The following is a 13,818-nucleotide window of genomic DNA, read 5'->3' on the forward strand; positions in this document are numbered from 1 at the left end:
CGCACGAGCACGACCACACCCACCCGCACGAGGAGCTCCCGATCCTCGACCAGAGCGAGGGCGGCGGCTGCGGCGACGACTGCGCCTGCGGCGAGGGCGAGGAGACCGGCCTGGACCCGGCGCTCGCCCAGCTGCTCGTGGACGCCGGCCTGGACCCGATCGAGGTCGAGGACATCGCGCACATGGCGATCTCCGAGGACCTCGACGGCGGAGTCGACGTCACGACCGTCGCCACCGTCCCCGAAGAGGCCGTCGCCACGGCCGACTTCACCGCGCGCGAGGCCGGCACGGTCGCGGGCCTGCGCGTCGCCGAGGCCGTCCTGTCCGTCGTCTGTACCGACACCTTCGAGGTCGAGCGGCACGTCGAGGACGGCGAGCGGGTCGAAGCCGGCCAGGTCCTGCTCTCCGTACGGGCCCGCACCCGGGACCTGCTCACCGGCGAGCGCAGCGCGCTGAACCTGCTCTGCCTGATGTCGGGCATCGCCACGGCCACCCGCGCCTGGGCCGACGAGCTGGAGGGCACCAAGGCCAAGGTCCGCGACACCCGCAAGACCACCCCGGGCCTGCGCTGCCTGGAGAAGTACGCGGTCCGCTGCGGCGGCGGCGTCAACCACCGGATGTCGCTGTCCGACGCGGCGCTGGTGAAGGACAACCACGTGATCGCGGCGGGCGGCGTCCGCGAGGCGTTCAAGGCCGTGCGCGAGCAGTTCCCCGACCTCCCCATCGAGGTCGAGGTGGACACCCTCCAGCAGGTCCGCGAGGCCCTGGACGCGGGCGCGGACCTGATCCTGCTCGACAACTTCACGCCCATCGAGACCGAGGAAGCGGTGGCGCTGGTCCACGGCCGCGCGGTCCTGGAGTCCTCGGGCCGCCTCACCATGCACAACGCCCGCGCCTACGCCGAGACCGGCGTCGACTACCTCGCCGTCGGCGGGCTCACCCACTCCTCCCCGATCCTGGACATCGGCCTCGATCTGCGCGAGGCGGTGTAACCGGTGCTCCTCACCATCGACGTGGGCAACTCCCATACGGTTCTTGGCCTGTTCGACGGTGACGAGATCGTCGAGCACTGGCGCGTCTCGACCGACCCGCGCCGCACGGCCGACGAGATGGCCGTGCTGATGCAGGGCCTGATGGGCATGCACCCGATGCTCGGCAACGAGCTGGGCGACGGCATCCACGGCATCGCGATCTGCTCCACGGTGCCGGCGGTCCTGCACGAGCTCCGCGAGGTGACCCGGCGCTACTACGGCGACGTTCCGGCGGTGATCGTGGAGCCCGGCACCAAGACGGGCGTTCCGATCCTGATGGACAACCCGAAGGAGGTCGGCGCGGACCGCATCGTCAACGCGGTCGCCGCCGCCGAGCTCTACGGCGGCCCCGCGATCGTCGTCGACTTCGGCACGGCGACCACCTTCGACGCGGTCTCCGCCAAGGGCGAGTACGTCGGCGGGGTCATCTCCCCGGGCATCGAGATCTCCATGGAGGCCCTCGGCGTCCGGGGCGCCCAGCTCCGCAAGATCGAGCTGGCCCGCCCGCGCAACGTCATCGGCAAGTCCACGGTCGAGGCGATGCAGTCGGGCGTGGTCTACGGGTTCGCGGGCCAGGTCGACGGGATCGTGGGCCGCATGGCCAAGGAGCTGGCCGGCCCGAACGGCGTCCCGGACGACGTCCGCGTCATCGCCACGGGCGGCCTGGCTCCGATCGTCCTCGGTGAGGCCGAGGCCATCGACGACCACGAGCCCTGGCTCACCCTGATCGGCCTCCGGCTGGTCTACGAGCGCAACGCGCCCGCCTTCGGCTGACCGGCCCGGCCCGCCCGCCCGATCGCCCCGACGGCCCCCGCCCTCCCCCCCCGGAGGCCGGGGGCCGCTCGCATCCCACGGGAGGCTGGCCTCCCCCGCTCCCCGCCCGGCCCTTACCTCGCCCTGACGCCCGCCATGACAATTTCCCCGGAAATGGCCGGACCACGGCCACCGCGGGGATACCTTCGCCCCACGACATGTACCGGGAGCCCGTCCCCGGCGCCACAGCGCCTGTGACCGGAGGAGACGTCATGACCGCTCGGCCCGCCTGGCAGAAGTCCTCGTTCTGCGGCGAGGGGGACAACTGCGTGTACGTCAGTGCCGCCCCCGGCACCCTGGTCCGCGTGGCGGACCGCGCCGACCCGGCCCACCTGGTCCTCGCCACCACCCAGGCCGCCTGGGCGGATTTCCTGCGCGTGGTCAAGCAGTCGGACTAGGCCCCCTTTCCGACACGCGCCCTGTACGTGTTCACTCAAGGGATTTTGTCCGATTAGCGCGTATCTTCGGCCCATGCCCACGCCCTATGGATCCCGCGGCGGCATGGCGTTCGGCGCCGATGAGCTTCACGTGCTCAGGCGTTCGCTCGCTCACGCCCTTCAGTCCTCGACGGCCCCACTGACGGCCGTCGAGGTCCAGGACTGCCTGCGCCTCGCGGCGTCGGTGGACGACGCGGTGCAGGAGGCGGGGAGGCTCAGAGCGTTCCTCCTGGCCGACCTGGCGCGGTACAGAGCCGCCCTGCCCGGCAGCCTCTCCGGCTACCTGGAGCTGCTGCAGGACGCCCTGGCCGCCGGCTACGAACCGGTGCCGGACGACCTCGCGGCCCTACGGGCGCTGCGCGCAAACCCGGTCGCCGCCGCGCTGCTGGAGCGGGCCCAGACCATCGCGGAGCGCTCCGTACGCCGCAGGCTGTCCACGGCGCCCGCACCGCGCACCCGGCTGCTGACCCTCGCGGGCGGCACCGACACGGGCGGCACCGGCAAGGGCGGCGGCGAGAAGGAGAACGACCCCGCGCGACCGAAGCCCGAACCGCGCCCGGACGACCGCCCCGGACGCCCCATCCCGACCCCGGGCGAGGTCTTCCCGCCGCGCCGCAAGCCCAGCCCGCCCCCGGAGGCCGGGCGCGCGGCGGGGTAGCTAGGCTGGGGGCATGGACTACGTTTCCGCGCTCGTGCCCCCCTTCGTGATGGCCGTGTTCTTCATCGCGCTCGTCGTGACGATCGTGAAGAGCCAGGGCGGTGCCAACAAGGGCAAGGAGGACGCGGCGGTAGACGCCGTGCTCGCCCGCGCCGAGGCCGCCCAGCAGTCCCAGCCCCAGAAGTAGGCCCCCGCGAGGGGACGGGCGTACGGCTTCCCGGCCGTGCGCCCGATTTTGTTGCGCCTTGCCGCCCGGATAGCCGCGCAATTCACCACAACCCGCACTATCGTGCTGGTGTGCCTCGCCCCTTGGGAGAACTCGAAGACGCAGTCATGACGCGGGTGTGGCAGTGGAACCGCCCGGTCACCGTTCGCGAAGTCCTGGAAGACCTGCAGCAGGAACGGTCCATCGCGTACACCACGGTCATGACCGTTATGGACAATCTTCATCAGAAGGGCTGGGTCCGCCGCGAGGCGGAAGGCCGCGCCTATCGATATACGGCGGTCTCGACCCGGGCCGCTTACTCGGCCGCACTGATGAACGAAGCCTGGTCGACGAGCGACAACCCCGCGGCCGCCCTCGTGGCCTTCTTCGGCATGATGTCGGCGGAACAGCGCGAGGCGCTCAGGGACGCCGTACGCATCGTGCAGCCGGCGGAGCCCGAAGGGTCCGCGGAGGCCGCCGACTCCCCGGCGGCGGCGCCCGATGCCGAGGGCGACTCCGCGGCGCCGGGCACCGAGTCGGGGCGATAACGTCCGGGCATGGGTGAGTTTTCCGCTGCACATGCAAAAACAGTCACGATCCGCCGAGCGCGCACCGGTGATGTTCCCGCGCTGCGCCGCCTGCTCGACCAGTACGTTCAGCAGCGGATCCTGCTGGACAAAGCGCCGGTGGTCCTTTATGAGGACATCCAGGAGTTCTGGGTCGCCGAACGCGACTCCGATGGCCAGGTTGTCGGCTGCGGTGCGCTCCACGTGATGTGGGAAGACCTGGCCGAAGTCCGCACTCTCGCGGTCGACCGCGCCTTGAAGGGCGCGGGAGTCGGTCATCTGGTGCTCGACAAGTTGCTGGAGACCGCCCGGAGGGTGGGGGTCAGCCGGGTTTTCTGCCTCACCTTCGAAGTGGACTTCTTCGCGAAGCACGGCTTCACCGAGATCGGCGAGACCCCGGTCGAGACCGATGTGTACATGGAGCTGCTGCGTTCCTATGACGAGGGTGTCGCCGAGTTCCTCGGTCTCGAACGAGTGAAGCCGAACACCTTGGGCAACAGTCGGATGCTTCTGCACCTCTGATCGATCACCGCGGGGATTTCGCGGGAGCCCCGGCTCCGTGGCCTATGTCCGAATCGCGCACGTTTCCCGACCCGTTGCGGACCCGAACCCGTGACGGGGGGTTTGTGTTTTCCAGGCAAAAGCGGTTTCCTTTCCGCGTACTGCTTTTCGATGAAAGGAAATCCCGGTGGCACAGAAGGTTCAGGTCCTTCTTGTCGACGACCTCGACGGCGGCGAGGCGGACGAGACGGTGACGTTCGCTCTGGATGGCAAGACCTACGAGATCGACCTCACCACCGCCAACGCTGAAAAGCTCCGCGGCCTCCTCGACCCGTTCACCAAGGGCGGTCGCCGCACCGGTGGCCGTGCCGCGGCGGGTCGTACCAAGGGCGGCCGCGCCGCCGCGACGTCCGGCAACCCGGACACGGCCGAGATCCGCGCCTGGGCCAAGGCCCAGGGCATGAGCGTCAACGATCGCGGCCGCGTTCCGCAGGAGATCCGCGAGGCTTACGAGAACCGCGGCTGACCTCCGGTCACCACCGCGGTGCCGATGCGATGCGCAGAGGCCGTACGCCGCCGCAGCCGCGCCCGGTGGCATTCCGTCGCCGCGGCCGCGACCAGGCGTACGAGACCGGGCCCGGCGGCGTCCTCGCCTCGACCGGGCCCGGAGCCCCGCCCCACGGAGGGCAGGGCGGGCAGCAGTGCCTCACACCCCTGCTCGGGGGGCCGCAGCCACACGGCGGCCCCCCGAGGGCTTTCCCCGGGCCCCACCAGGTGTCCCGGCGGCGTCGGAGCGGTGATCCGGCCACCCGCACCCAGGGCGGCGAGATCCAGGGCCACCCCGCCCCACTCCAGCCAGTCGAGCAGCCCCTCCAGCTCGTCGGCGCTCCCCGGGGCCACCAGGAACCGCATCCTGTGTCCCGTGAGCGCCACCGGCCCCGTGAGGCCGCGGCAGGGACCGCGCAGCACCGCGGCACCGGCATCGGCCGGCAGCTCCAGTACGTCGAACCGCACCCCGGTCACCAGCTGCGCGGGCGGTCCGCCGGCCACGGGCCAGCCGAGCACGCGGGCGTACCAGTCCGCCGGCGCACCGGTGGCTCCGGTCGCTTCGGTCGCGGGTGTCCCGATCGGGACGCGGGGGAGCGGGACGGTGGCGGGCGGCGCGGTGAGGGCCATGTCCGGAGCAACTGCGGAAACGCTCGGGAGTTACGCGGGAGGGAGGCGCGAAGTGACGCAGGGCACTCGTGCCAATGCGGAACGTAAACGTCCGACTCCTCGGAGTCTCACATTCAGGACGGAAGCGTGTTCGCCCGTAGCGGAGGGATCAGTCGTCCACCGGCGTGAACCGTCCGCTCTTACGGGTAAGACATTCCTAGTGGATCGGGGCGACACGCAGATTTACAGGGTCCGAGACCGGCTTCCGTTCGCCATCGGCGTACACGTGTGACGGGTATCTGCCTGGCCTGCGGGAACATCGTCTCGCACCATCGGGTTGGAGCAGTTGTCGGCACTTACAGCCGGGTTTTCCCACGGACGTGAGGGTGAGCCGCGGACGGATGTCGGCAGTTGGAATGAGCTGTCCCGCCCCGCGGGACTAGCATGCGGAAGGACAGGGCGGGGACCGACCCCGAACTGCCCGACCGCTCTGAGGAGCGATAAACGATGTTCGAGAGGTTCACCGACCGCGCGCGGCGGGTTGTCGTCCTGGCTCAGGAAGAAGCCCGGATGCTCAACCACAACTACATCGGCACCGAGCACATCCTCCTGGGCTTGATCCACGAGGGTGAGGGTGTCGCCGCTAAGGCCTTGGAGAGCCTCGGGATTTCGCTCGAGGCTGTTCGCCAGCAGGTTGAGGAGATCATCGGACAGGGGCAGCAGGCCCCTTCCGGCCACATCCCCTTCACCCCGCGGGCGAAGAAGGTCCTGGAGCTTTCGCTCCGAGAGGCCCTCCAGCTCGGCCACAACTACATCGGCACCGAGCACATCCTGCTCGGCCTCATTCGCGAGGGCGAGGGCGTCGCCGCCCAGGTCCTGGTGAAGCTGGGCGCCGATCTCAACCGAGTCCGGCAGCAGGTCATCCAGCTGCTCTCCGGCTACTCCGGCGGAGGCAAGGAGTCGGCCACGGCCGGCGGCCCGGCCGAGGGCACGCCCTCGACCTCGCTCGTTCTGGACCAGTTCGGCCGCAACCTCACGCAGGCGGCTCGCGAATCCAAGCTCGACCCGGTCATCGGGCGCGAGAAGGAGATCGAGCGGGTCATGCAGGTGCTGTCCCGCCGGACCAAGAACAACCCGGTCCTCATCGGCGAGCCCGGCGTCGGCAAGACCGCCGTCGTCGAGGGCCTGGCCCAGGCGATCGTCAAGGGCGAGGTCCCCGAGACCCTCAAGGACAAGCACCTCTACACGCTTGACCTGGGTGCCCTGGTCGCCGGTTCCCGCTACCGCGGTGACTTCGAAGAGCGCCTCAAGAAGGTGCTCAAGGAGATCCGCACCCGCGGCGACATCATCCTGTTCATCGACGAGCTCCACACCCTCGTGGGTGCGGGCGCCGCCGAGGGCGCGATCGACGCCGCCAGCATCCTGAAGCCCATGCTGGCCCGTGGTGAGCTCCAGACCATCGGTGCCACGACGCTGGACGAGTACCGCAAGCACCTTGAGAAGGACGCCGCTCTCGAGCGCCGTTTCCAGCCGATCCAGGTGGCGGAGCCTTCCCTCCAGCACACCATCGAGATCCTCAAGGGCCTGCGCGACCGCTACGAGGCCCACCACCGCGTCTCCATCACGGACGAGGCCCTCGTGCAGGCGGCCACCCTGGCCGACCGGTACATCTCGGACCGCTTCCTCCCGGACAAGGCGATCGACCTGATCGACGAGGCCGGCTCCCGGATGCGCATCCGTCGGATGACCGCGCCGCCGGACCTCCGCGAGTTCGACGAGAAGATCGCGAACGTGCGTCGCGACAAGGAGTCGGCCATCGACTCCCAGGACTTCGAGAAGGCGGCTTCCCTCCGTGATTCGGAGAAGCAGCTGCTGGCGGCGAAGGCCAAGCGCGAGAAGGAATGGAAGGCCGGCGACATGGACGTCGTCGCCGAGGTCGACGGCGAGCTCATCGCCGAAGTCCTGGCGACCGCGACCGGCATTCCGGTGTTCAAGCTGACCGAGGAGGAGTCCTCGAGGCTCCTGCGCATGGAGGACGAGCTCCACCGCCGCGTCATCGGCCAGAAGGACGCCATCAAGGCGCTCTCCCAGGCGATCCGCCGTACCCGTGCGGGTCTGAAGGACCCGAAGCGTCCCGGTGGCTCGTTCATCTTCGCCGGCCCGTCCGGTGTCGGTAAGACCGAGCTCTCCAAGACGCTCGCCGAATTCCTCTTCGGCGACGAGGACGCGCTGATCTCCCTCGACATGTCGGAGTTCAGCGAGAAGCACACGGTTTCCCGTCTCTTCGGTTCGCCCCCCGGCTACGTGGGCTACGAAGAGGGCGGCCAGCTGACCGAGAAGGTCCGCCGGAAGCCGTTCTCCGTCGTCCTCTTCGACGAGGTCGAGAAGGCCCACCCGGATATCTTCAATTCCCTTCTCCAGATCCTGGAAGACGGTCGCCTGACCGACTCCCAGGGCCGGGTCGTGGACTTCAAGAACACGGTCATCATCATGACGACCAACCTGGGTACGCGGGACATCTCGAAGGGGTTCAACCTCGGCTTCGCGGCCCAGGGAGACACCAAGACCGGATACGACCGGATGAAGGCGAAGGTCAACGAAGAGCTCAAGCAGCACTTCCGGCCCGAGTTCCTCAACCGTGTCGACGACACGGTCGTCTTCCACCAGCTCACCGAGGAAGACATCGTCCAGATCGTCGACCTGATGATCGCCAAGGTGGACGACCGCCTGAAGGACCGCGACATGGGCATCGAGCTCAGCGCGGACGCGAAGGCACTGCTCGCCAAGCGCGGCTACGACCCGATCATGGGTGCCCGCCCGCTGCGCCGCACGATCCAGCGCGAGATCGAGGACATCCTGTCGGAGAAGATCCTCTTCGGCGAGCTGCGCCCCGGTCACATCGTGGTCGTCGGCAAGGAGGGTGAGGGCGAGGAAGCCAAGTTCACCTTCCGCGGTGAGGAGAAGACTCCGATCTCGGACCTTCCCCCCATCGAGGCGACGGGCTCCGGCCCGGACCTCACCAAGGGTGCGTAAGCGCTAGCCGCTCACAGCGGTACGAAGGGGCGGCCCCGGGACCGAAAGGTTCCGGGGCCGCCCCTTCGTCGTGGGCACCGGTCAGCGCCGGGCCTCCGCCACCGACTTCAGCGCCGCCTCCGGGAAGCTGTGGGCCACCTGGGCCCGCAGGACCGAGTCCCACGCCTCGCCGTCGTAGATCATGACGGTCCGGAGCGACGGCAGGTGCGCGTACGCGGCGAGGCCGGCCAGCGCCCCGGTGTGGACGGCGATCTCTTCCAGGTTCTCCAGTGCCGAGAGCTCCTTCCACGCGGCCTTGCCTCTGGGGCGCCACCCTTGGCCGAGCCACAGCTGCCGCAGGCTCGTGAGCCGGCCCAGGCCGGCCAGGTCCGGGGCGGCTCCTTCCAGGTGGAGCCTCTCGAGGCGGGCTTCGGGGGAGAAGTCCGCGAAGGACCACGGACCGTGAGCCGAGTACAGCGTGAACGCGCGCAGCCGGTGCCAGGACGCGAGGACCGGGCCGAGGGGGACGTCGTTGCCGAGGCGGAGGGTCACGGCCACCAGGGGCAGCCCGTGCAGCGCGCTCAGGTCCCGAAGCTCGGGCCATTCGTCGATGTCGAGCCAGCGCAGCGAGGCCTGGCCGCGCAGGAACGCGGCGTCGGTCCCGCCCGAGAACCGCCGCAGGCCGAGACCCGCCACGGGCTGGCGGGCCAGGAAGCGGGTCAGGGCGCCCCGGCTGACTTCGTGGTGGACGTACAGGCCGGGCGGGCCGGTGAAGCCCGTCAGCGCCGTGAGCTCGGCGTCCCGGGTGATGGGGAGGTCGTCGGGGGGCGGGACCATGCGCGCGAGCACTTCGGCCGCGTAGTGCTCGGTGTCGAACCGTTCCCAGACGCGGGTCAGTGCCGCGCGGAGCTGTTCGTTCGGGTGGTCGCAGTAGCCGGCCAGGTAGCCGACGGCCGCCTCGGACCCGGTCTCCGCCGCCGCGATCACCGAGAGGCGGGCGGTGCGGACCGTCTTCGCGGTGGGCGGCAGCAGCTCCAGGATCAGGGGTCCGATCCGTCCGAGCGAGCGCGCCGCCTCCTCGTCCTTCGGAGGCATGAGGCGCAGGGCGGCCTTGTGGACGTCCTGGCGCAGCCCGGGGTCCAGTTCGGCCGCGTACTCCAGTGACGCGAGGGCCAGCAGCACCGACCGGTCGGAGTCTCGGACCAGCAGGTCGCCGATGATCGCCTCGCGGTCGTGGGGGCGGCCCTGGGCCACCGCCATGCGGATGACGTCCTCCCACTGGTCGTCGTCCGCGTGCCGCGTGAGCTCGCCGAGGCCGCCCTCGTCCAGTGCGGCCCGGGCCCCGAGGAAGTCCTGGAAGGTGCGGTGGACGAACTCCAGGGTGTCCTCCGTGGGCGCGCGAAGGAGTCCGGTCCGCTCCAGGAAGTGCTGCAGTACGGCCGGGGAGTCACCGAGTACCTGGGCGGCCGGTACGGCGGGCAGCGCGGCGGCGATCAGCTCTTCGGCCCGCTTCCGGGAGATCTGCGTGCGGCCGTTGCGGATCAGCCAGTAGGCGAGCCGCTGGAGGAGCTGGAGCTGGGGCTCCTCGGGGAGTTCCGGCAGGCGCAGCTGCCGTTCGCGGTCGCGGCGGTGCAGCAGCATCGACAGGGCGGCCGTGTAGAGCTCCTTGCGGCCCGACGGCAGGAAGCCCCGGCGCTCGCGGTGCAGGGCGCAGATCAGCCCGCACAGCAGCGGGTTGGTGGCGAGGCGGGCCAGTTCCGGCTTGGTGGCCAGGGAGGTCAGCAGCTGGTCCCGGAGGTCCTCGCCCGCCGCGGCCGCCGCGTGCCAGCGGGTGACGAAGTCGGCCACGGCGGCCCGGTTCATGGGGACGAGCGCCAGCTCGGTGAACTCCTCTCCGGCGAGCCAGTCCTGGCGTACCGCCGAGGGCCGGGAGGTGACCAGCCACCGGTTGTCGGGATAGGCGGCGAAGAGCTCGACGAGCCAGTCGCGGGCGCGGGCCCGATCGGACTCCGGGATCTCGTCGATGCCGTCGACCAGGATCAGGCCGCGCCCTGCGCGCAGGACCCGGTCCTCCCAGCCCTCCGGAGCCTGTCCCTTGAGCGCGGTGGCGGCCAGGAAGTCCGCAGCGGCGGGCAGCGGGTCCCCGTGCCTGGTCAGGTTCCGTAGGGGCAGCACGTACGGGATGACGTGGTCGTGGGATCCCTCCTGGGCGGCGGAGACAGCCAGCTGCTGAATCAGCGTGGTCTTGCCCGACCCGGCCTCGCCGCGCAGCAGGACGCGGTAGCTGCGGGGCGGCGCCCCGTCCGCGGTGTGGGCAGGGTTCCACGGCTGGGCCGTCGACCCGGGGAGGGCCCGGCCGGCGAGGCTATCGCGGTCGAGGGGACTGAAGACGACCTCGAGGGCCAGGTACGCCACGTCCAGCGGCCAGCGCGCCGAGCCGGGCGGCAGATCGAGCCCGAAGATCGTCAAGGTGCTGTGCCGTTTGGCGAGGTACTCCAGGTACCTGGCTTCGAACTCTGCGTCCCGGCCGTCCTGGCGGGGGATCCGGGCGAGCAGGGCGTCGATCTTGGCGATGGTCTCGGCCTGGCGGCGGGCGTTCTCGACCAGGGCCGCCGGGATGTAGGTGGAGCGGGTCGTGAAGAACTGCAGGATGTGCAGACAGGTGGTTTCCAGCAGCCGGTCGTGGAAGAGCTCGGCGTCCCGCCCCAGGCCCGTGTTCGGCGCCGCCTTGCGCAGTTCGGCGGCGAAGGCCTGCGCGCCCATCTCGACCGCTTGGGCGTCCTCGAGGGCCAGGGTCCCGAGGGAGTACAGGGTGACGGCCAGCGCGGCCGCGACGCCCGCCTCCTCGCCCGGCGGCAGCGGCCGCTCGCCGGGGGCCCGTAAGGCCTCCGCGACGAGCTTGTCGGCCAGCCGACGCAGGTCGTACCGGGACAGAACGCGCTGCTCGCGCACGGAGGCGTAAGTGGAGATCCGCACGGGCCGGTCGACGAGGCCTGCGCCCGCGCCCTCCCCGCGGAAGAGCTTCTTCACGAGGGGGGCCACTACCCCCGAGGCCAGCCGGATCCCCACCACGGATGCGTCCACGGGCGGAGCGTAGCTCCCACGTGACGTGGGTCGCAGGACTTTGGACCCGGCGGAGATCGGCAGAGGTCCCGGGCCGGTGACAAGCCGCACAGGGCAAATCGGACCTACTAGGAGCATTCGTAGAGATCGACGTCCGATTTGCCCCACCGTCGGCCCAGTGGTGGGGCGGTCAACAGGCCTGACAGCACCCTCCGCACCTACGACCCGGGGTAGTAACGGGGACGTTTGGGGAAGCCGGGGTGCCCGGGTTACCAAGGATGAGCAAGCAAGCCCGGCACCTGCTCAGCGTGCCGGGTCCTTTCTTGCCCGCAGCACTCCGCAGCACTCCGCAGTACCCGCGGTACCCGCAGTACCCGCAGCACCGTCCCCGTCCCCGGCCCGGAGGTTTCCTTCATGTCCGCGAAGCGCGTCAGCATCCGTCGTACCCGTATCGCCATCGGCGCCACCGCCCTCGGCGCAGCCCTGGCCCTCGGTGCCGGAACGACCGCCGCCTTCGCCGACGAGGTGCCCCAGACCGAGCTCACCGGCACCGTCCAGCTGGTCGCCGAGCAGGCCGCCGCCCAGGCCGCGGCCCTTGCCGCGAAGCCGGCCGCCGCCCTGTGGGAGAAGCCGGTGTCGAAGTACACGCTCTCCGCGACCTTCGGCAAGGGCGGCACCATGTGGTCGCACAAGCACTCCGGCCAGGACTTCGCCGTCCCGGTCGGCACCCCGGTCGACGCCGTCTCGGCGGGCACCGTCGTCAAGGCCGGCCCGAACGGCGGCGGCGACGGCCCGGCCTACGGCAACGCCATCGTGATCAAGCACGCGAACAACACGTACTCGCAGTACGCGCACCTCTCGAAGATCCAGGTCAAGATCGGCGAGAAGGTCGCCAAGGGCGAGCGGATCGCCCTCTCCGGCAACACCGGAAACTCGAGCGGCCCGCACCTCCACTTCGAGATCCGGACCACCCCGAACTACGGCTCGGCCGTGAACCCGGTGTCCTTCCTGCGGACGGTCGGCGTCACCATCTGATCGGCCGATCAGTCGATCGGCCGATCAGCCGATCACCCAGGCGTGGGTCGCGGTGGCACGTGCCCCGGCGTCCAGCTCGCCCTTGCGGTAGGCGGCGGCCTGGTCGTCGGAGAAGGGCGATTCGTAGATCCGGATCTGGTTCATCGCACCCTTGAACGCCCCGGCCCACGCGTCCTGGTGGCGGGCCCGGCCGAGCTGCAAGGGGCCGCCGTTCTGCCAGATCCCCGGGACGGGGGCCTCGCCGGCCTTCTTGCCGTCCACGTAGAAGCGGATCATCTTGTTCTCGGCGTCGTGCACGGCCGTCAGCACCGCCCAGGTCTTGACCGTCCTCTTGTCCTGGGAGGAGACCGTCACCACCGTGGGCGTGTCGCCCTTCTCGTTGGTCCGCACGCGGAACACCCAGGCCTGCGTGCCGCCCACGTCGTCGGCGCCGAGCTCGAAGGCGAACGAGTCCCCGGTGCCCTGGCTCATCACGATGTGAGCGCCCTTCGCATTGGACGCGTTGTTGACGCGGGCCGAGAGGGTGAAGCTCTTGGTGGTGTCCACGCCCGGCTCGATCGCCTGGGCGTAGGAGTTGGGATTGCCCTTGAGGGTGAGCTCGTAGCGCGTCTTCGCCTTGGGCACCGTGGCCTCGGGGCCCATGCGGATGCTGGTCTTGCCGACGCTGTCCCTGAGCAGGGAGACGTCGCTCGCCACGGTGGGGGAGTAGCCCTTCGACGGGGAGGCCTCGGGGTCCGGCGACCCGGATCCGGACGGGGACGCGGACGCCGAGGGGGCGTTGTCGGCCACGTCCTTGCTGCCCGGCTTGCCGCCCTTCAGCAGGTAGAACGTTCCGCCGCCGGCGAGCAGCAGGAGCACGGTCACCGCTCCGACCACCGTCAGCAGCCGCTTCTTGCGCCGCTCCGAGGCCGACCGGTCGGCCATCGCCTCCCAGTCGGGCTGGTCACCGAAGGCCACGGGCGGCGGGTTCAGGCCCGGCCCGTTCAGGTCCGGTCCGTTCGGGCCGGGGCCGTTCGGGCCGCCGTCCTCGGGGAACGGCAGCGGCGGGCCGAAGCTTCCGGCCACGGGCGGGCCCGGCGGGTAGCCGTACCCGCCGGCCGGCGGGTAGCCGTAGCCACCGCCGGGCGCGGGCTGGTCGTGCTGGTCCTGCTCTTCGGGCCGGCCGGGCGGGAACCCGTAGCCGCCCGGCGCGGGTATCCCCGGCGGGAACCCGTAGCCGCCGCTCTCCGGGGCGGGCTCGGGCTGGGGGCTGTGCGGGCGATCCGTACCGTCAGTCATGGTTCGGATGCTAAAACATCGGCGTCCGCAAGCGAACAGCCCGGGGTCGCGATACGACACCGAT

General features: G+C 70.5%; 13 protein-coding genes. 10 read left to right on the top strand and 3 right to left on the bottom strand.

Going from position 1 to position 13,818, the window contains the following annotated elements; genetic code table 11:
• Window positions 1–41 precede the first annotated feature (41 nt).
• The 8 genes from nadC (at window position 42) to OG247_RS24665 (ending at window position 4,737) form a co-directional block, all read left to right on the top strand.
• Window positions 42–992: a carboxylating nicotinate-nucleotide diphosphorylase gene (gene nadC / locus OG247_RS24630; RefSeq protein WP_327257603.1), complete on the top strand. Its 951-nt coding sequence runs from the start codon at window positions 42–44 to the stop codon at window positions 990–992.
• 3 nt (window positions 993–995) lie between these two features.
• Window positions 996–1,805 (top strand): type III pantothenate kinase, encoded by an 810-nt coding sequence (locus OG247_RS24635; protein ID WP_327254296.1) that lies wholly within the window; start codon window positions 996–998, stop codon window positions 1,803–1,805.
• A gap of 251 nt (window positions 1,806–2,056) precedes the next feature.
• Window positions 2,057–2,242, top strand: coding sequence for a DUF397 domain-containing protein (locus tag OG247_RS24640; protein ID WP_327254297.1), 186 nt, complete (start codon window positions 2,057–2,059; stop codon window positions 2,240–2,242).
• 73 nt (window positions 2,243–2,315) lie between these two features.
• A complete protein-coding gene (locus OG247_RS24645) occupies window positions 2,316–2,939 on the top strand; it encodes a hypothetical protein (protein WP_327254298.1) in 624 nt (207 codons plus the stop codon).
• A 13-nt stretch (window positions 2,940–2,952) separates the two neighbouring features.
• Window positions 2,953–3,126, top strand: coding sequence for a hypothetical protein (locus OG247_RS24650; protein WP_327254299.1), 174 nt, complete (start codon window positions 2,953–2,955; stop codon window positions 3,124–3,126).
• A gap of 110 nt (window positions 3,127–3,236) precedes the next feature.
• A complete protein-coding gene (locus tag OG247_RS24655; RefSeq protein ID WP_327254300.1) occupies window positions 3,237–3,692 on the top strand; it encodes a BlaI/MecI/CopY family transcriptional regulator in 456 nt (151 codons plus the stop codon).
• A 9-nt stretch (window positions 3,693–3,701) separates the two neighbouring features.
• Window positions 3,702–4,232: an amino-acid N-acetyltransferase gene (locus tag OG247_RS24660; RefSeq protein ID WP_327254301.1), complete on the top strand. Its 531-nt coding sequence runs from the start codon at window positions 3,702–3,704 to the stop codon at window positions 4,230–4,232.
• Between the two features lie 166 nt (window positions 4,233–4,398).
• Window positions 4,399–4,737, top strand: a complete 339-nt coding sequence (locus OG247_RS24665; RefSeq protein WP_250752815.1) for a histone-like nucleoid-structuring protein Lsr2 — start codon at window positions 4,399–4,401, stop codon at window positions 4,735–4,737.
• Here OG247_RS24665 and OG247_RS24670 read toward each other — a convergent pair.
• The gene (locus OG247_RS24670) at window positions 4,719–5,387 is read right to left on the bottom strand and encodes an SCO3374 family protein (protein WP_327254302.1); all 669 of its coding nucleotides are present in this window, start codon (window positions 5,385–5,387) and stop codon (window positions 4,719–4,721) included. The two genes, OG247_RS24665 and OG247_RS24670, sit on opposite strands and share 19 nt — an antisense overlap.
• A 486-nt stretch (window positions 5,388–5,873) precedes the next feature.
• On the opposite strand from OG247_RS24670, the gene OG247_RS24675 reads away from it, so the two are divergent.
• On the top strand, window positions 5,874–8,399 hold the full coding sequence (locus OG247_RS24675) for an ATP-dependent Clp protease ATP-binding subunit (RefSeq protein WP_327254303.1): 2,526 nt from the start codon (window positions 5,874–5,876) through the stop codon (window positions 8,397–8,399).
• A gap of 81 nt (window positions 8,400–8,480) precedes the next feature.
• Here OG247_RS24675 and OG247_RS24680 read toward each other — a convergent pair whose 3' ends face one another.
• Window positions 8,481–11,462, bottom strand: coding sequence for an NACHT domain-containing protein (locus OG247_RS24680; protein WP_327254304.1), 2,982 nt, complete (start codon window positions 11,460–11,462; stop codon window positions 8,481–8,483).
• A 393-nt stretch (window positions 11,463–11,855) separates the two neighbouring features.
• Here OG247_RS24680 and OG247_RS24685 point away from each other — a divergent pair, with 393 nt between their 5' ends.
• Complete coding sequence (locus OG247_RS24685) at window positions 11,856–12,476, top strand: M23 family metallopeptidase (protein ID WP_327254305.1); 621 nt, start codon at window positions 11,856–11,858, stop codon at window positions 12,474–12,476.
• Window positions 12,477–12,500: 24 nt separating this feature from the next.
• Here OG247_RS24685 and OG247_RS24690 read toward each other — a convergent pair whose 3' ends face one another.
• Window positions 12,501–13,754 carry a LamG domain-containing protein gene (locus tag OG247_RS24690; RefSeq protein ID WP_327254306.1) on the bottom strand — a complete coding sequence of 418 codons (1,254 nt, stop codon included), beginning with the start codon at window positions 13,752–13,754 and terminating at the stop codon, window positions 12,501–12,503.
• Window positions 13,755–13,818: the final 64 nt, after the last annotated feature.

The organism is Streptomyces sp. NBC_01244 (genome assembly GCF_035987325.1).
Classification (GTDB): domain Bacteria; phylum Actinomycetota; class Actinomycetes; order Streptomycetales; family Streptomycetaceae; genus Streptomyces.

Excerpts from the sequence above, each read along its gene's own strand:
- OG247_RS24640 (WP_327254297.1), top strand. The coding sequence starts at position 2,057 with ATGACCGCTCGGCCCGCCTGGCAGAAGTCCTCGTTCTGCGGCGAGGGG.
- OG247_RS24645 (WP_327254298.1), top strand. The coding sequence starts at position 2,316 with ATGCCCACGCCCTATGGATCCCGCGGCGGCATGGCGTTCGGCGCCGAT.
- OG247_RS24650 (WP_327254299.1), top strand. The coding sequence starts at position 2,953 with ATGGACTACGTTTCCGCGCTCGTGCCCCCCTTCGTGATGGCCGTGTTC.
- OG247_RS24660 (WP_327254301.1), top strand. The coding sequence starts at position 3,702 with ATGGGTGAGTTTTCCGCTGCACATGCAAAAACAGTCACGATCCGCCGA.
- OG247_RS24670 (WP_327254302.1), bottom strand. The coding sequence starts at position 5,387 with ATGGCCCTCACCGCGCCGCCCGCCACCGTCCCGCTCCCCCGCGTCCCG.
- OG247_RS24675 (WP_327254303.1), top strand. The coding sequence starts at position 5,874 with ATGTTCGAGAGGTTCACCGACCGCGCGCGGCGGGTTGTCGTCCTGGCT.
- OG247_RS24685 (WP_327254305.1), top strand. The coding sequence starts at position 11,856 with ATGTCCGCGAAGCGCGTCAGCATCCGTCGTACCCGTATCGCCATCGGC.
- OG247_RS24690 (WP_327254306.1), bottom strand. The coding sequence starts at position 13,754 with ATGACTGACGGTACGGATCGCCCGCACAGCCCCCAGCCCGAGCCCGCC.